The organism is Caballeronia sp. (assembly GCF_049581465.1).
GTDB lineage: Bacteria > Pseudomonadota > Gammaproteobacteria > Burkholderiales > Burkholderiaceae > Caballeronia.
Genome location: NZ_JBAUSA010000272.1, coordinates 1 through 3,619, shown reverse-complemented (window position 1 = coordinate 3,619; position 3,619 = coordinate 1). Strand labels below are relative to the sequence as shown.

Here is a 3,619-nt window from a genome sequence, read left to right as displayed (position 1 = left end):
GGACCCTTGAGGCGAACGGCCGAGTCGGTCCGGCGAAATAAGTTTCCATTCGGCTGAAAAAAAGAGGTTTTCCGTCGTTTTCCGGTCTTGAAAACGATGTGAACGCTCTTATCTTGCATACAGAGTTAAATTTTAGGCATCTGCCCGCTGGATTCCACGAGAAAAGTCGGTGAATCGGTACGGCAGACCCGCTGCGATCAAAGTCAGGAGAGTGATAAAAATGGGCAGAATCATCGGTATCGATCTGGGCACGACGAACTCGTGTGTCGCGATCATGGAAGGCAACACCGTAAAAGTGATCGAAAACGCGGAAGGCACGCGCACGACGCCGTCGATCATCGCGTATGTCGACGACAACGAAATTCTGGTTGGTGCGCCAGCCAAGCGCCAGTCGGTCACGAACCCGAAGAACACGTTGTATGCAGTCAAACGGCTGATCGGCCGTCGCTTCGAAGAAAAGGAAGTGCAGAAGGACATCGCGTTGATGCCCTACAAGATCGTGCGCGCCGATAACGGCGACGCCTGGGTTGAAGCCCACGGTCAAAAGCTCGCACCGCCGCAAATTTCGGCTGAAGTGCTGCGCAAGATGAAGAAGACCGCCGAAGACTATCTCGGCGAAGAAGTGACGGAAGCGGTCATTACGGTTCCGGCGTACTTCAACGACAGCCAGCGTCAGGCTACGAAGGACGCAGGCCGCATTGCCGGTCTGGACGTGAAGCGCATCATTAACGAGCCGACCGCAGCCGCGCTCGCATTTGGCCTCGACAAAGCCGAAAAGGGCGACCGCAAGATTGCGGTGTATGACCTGGGCGGCGGCACGTTCGACGTGTCGATCATCGAAATCGCTGACGTTGACGGCGAAATGCAATTCGAAGTGCTTTCCACGAACGGCGACACGTTCCTGGGTGGTGAAGATTTCGACCAGCGCGTCATTGAATACATCATCGGCGAGTTCAAGAAGGAACAAGGCGTTGATCTGTCGAAAGACGTGCTCGCGCTCCAGCGCCTGAAAGAGGCTGCGGAAAAAGCGAAGATCGAATTGTCATCGGCGGCTCAAACTGAGATCAACCTGCCGTACATCACGGCGGATGCGTCGGGTCCGAAGCACTTGAACCTGAAAATTACGCGTGCGAAGCTGGAGTCGCTGGTCGAAGAACTGATCGAACGCACGATGGAACCGTGCCGTGTCGCTATCAAGGACGCAGGCGTGAAGGTCGGCGAAATCGACGACATCATCCTGGTCGGCGGTATGACGCGTATGCCGAAGGTGCAGGAAAAGGTTAAGGAATTCTTCGGCAAGGACCCGCGCCGCGACGTGAACCCGGACGAAGCCGTGGCCGTGGGTGCCGCGATTCAAGGCCAGGTTTTGTCGGGCGATCGCAAGGACGTGTTGCTGCTGGATGTGACGCCGTTGTCGCTTGGTATCGAAACGCTTGGCGGCGTGATGACGAAGATGATCAACAAGAACACGACCATCCCGACCAAGCACGCACAGGTTTATTCGACCGCCGACGACAACCAGAGCGCCGTGACGATCAAGGTGTTCCAGGGCGAGCGCGAAATGGCAGCGGGGAACAAGCTGCTGGGCGAGTTCAACCTTGAAGGCATTCCGCCGGCATCGCGTGGCACGCCGCAGATCGAAGTGAGCTTCGACATCGACGCGAACGGCATTTTGCACGTCGGTGCGAAGGACAAGGCTACAGGCAAGGAAAACCGCATCGTCATCAAGGCGAACTCGGGCTTGTCGGACGCTGAGATCGACAAGATGGTGAAGGACGCCGAAGCGAACGCTGAGGAAGATCACCGTCTGCGTGAACTGGCCGACTCGCGCAATCAGGGCGACGCGCTGGTGCACAGCACGAAGAAGGCCGTGGCGGAATACGGCGACAAGGTGGAAGCCGCTGAGAAGGAAACGATTGAAGTGGCATTGAAGGACCTCGAAGAAGCGCTGAAGAGCAATACGAGCGACAAGGCCTCGATCGACGCGAAGATTGAAACGCTGTCAACGGCGTCACAGAAGCTCGGCGAAAAGATGTACGCCGAGATGGCTGCGGCTCAAGGCGCGGCGGGTGCAGCCGGTGCGGCGGCGGGCGAAGCAGGTCCGGGTGCGCAGGCAGCGCACGAGCAGCATGACGACGTTGTCGACGCGGACTTCAAGGAAGTGAAAAAGGACTGAGTCGACCACGCTGCTACATAAGCCACACAAAAGCCATATGAGCGGCGTGAGCGAATTATCGATAAAGTTCGAACCGGTCCCGTTCGGTTGTAAAGCCGGGCGGGACTGTGGCGACAAGTACGGTCGCATGGACGTAGAACGCGCCTGGTGAGCCTGACGGCTTCCCGGGCACGTTGTTTTTTACAGGGCGCTGCGCTTTTCACCGTGAGTGTGCGGAGAGAAGCTCAAGCGTCGACGAACCACATGAGTCGAGAGACTCCAGGCATCCAAAGGGAGCCGCCAGGCTAACGGGCCCGGGCGGCGCTGAACCGATATGGCGAAACGGGATTACTACGAGGTTATGGGCGTCGCGAAGAACGCGAGCGACGACGAAATCAAGAAGGCGTATCGCAAGCTTGCGATGAAGCATCACCCCGACCGCAATCCGGACAGCAAGGACGCGGAAGAGCGTTTCAAAGAGGTCAAGCAGGCCTATGAAATGCTGTCGGATCCGCAAAAGCGCGCGGCGTACGACCAGTACGGCCATGCGGGCGTCGATCCGAACATGGGTGGTCCAGGCCAGCAGGGTTTTGGCGGTTTCGCCGACGCATTTGGCGATATTTTCGGCGATATCTTCGGCCAGACTGCCGGCGGTGCGGCCGGTGCCCGAGGCGGGCGCGGCGGACCGCAGGTTTATCGCGGTGCGGATTTGCGCTACAGCATGGAAATTTCACTTGAGCAGGCCGCGCACGGCTACGATACGCAAATCCGCGTGCCGAGCTGGGTCAATTGCGAGATTTGCAAGGGTTCGGGTGCGAAAGCCGGCACCAAGCCCGAAACCTGTCCGACATGTAACGGGCAAGGCACCGTGCGCATGTCGCAGGGCTTTTTCAGCATCCAGCAGACCTGCCCGAAGTGTCATGGAACGGGGTCGCACATTCCCGAGCCGTGCGGTCATTGCCACGGCGCGGGCAAGGTGAAGGAAACGAAGACGCTGGAAGTGAAGATCCCGGCGGGTATCGACGACGGTATGCGGATTCGTTCGTCGGGCAACGGCGAGCCGGGAATCAACGGTGGTCCGAGCGGCGATTTGTACGTCGAAATTCACATCAAGCAGCATTCGGTGTTCGAACGGGACGGCGACGATCTCCATTGCCAGATGCCGATTCCGTTCACCACGGCGGCGCTTGGCGGCGAAATCGAGGTGCCGACGCTCGCGGGCCGCGCGAGCTTCACGGTGTCGGAAGGGACGCAATCGGGCAAGACGTTCCGGCTGCGCAGCAAGGGCATCAAGGGTTTGCGTTCGAGTATTGCAGGCGATTTGTATGTGCATGTGCAGGTCGAAACACCGGTGAAGCTCACCGATCAGCAACGCGATATCTTGAAGCAGTTCGAGAAATCGCTTTCGGAAGGCGGCGCGCGTCATAGCCCGCAGAGCAAGAGCTGGTTTGATCGTGTGAAGAG

2 protein-coding genes are annotated in these 3,619 nt (G+C 58.5%); both read left to right on the top strand.

The annotated features are described in order from the left end of the window. Positions 1-220 precede the first annotated feature (220 nt). Positions 221-2,176 (top strand): molecular chaperone DnaK, encoded by a 1,956-nt coding sequence (dnaK, locus tag WCA53_RS06745; RefSeq protein WP_423907209.1) that lies wholly within the window; start codon positions 221-223, stop codon positions 2,174-2,176. 313 nt (positions 2,177-2,489) lie between these two features. Beyond that, a partial coding sequence (gene dnaJ, locus WCA53_RS06740; RefSeq protein ID WP_423907206.1) for a molecular chaperone DnaJ occupies positions 2,490-3,619 on the top strand: 1,130 nt, incomplete at its 3' end.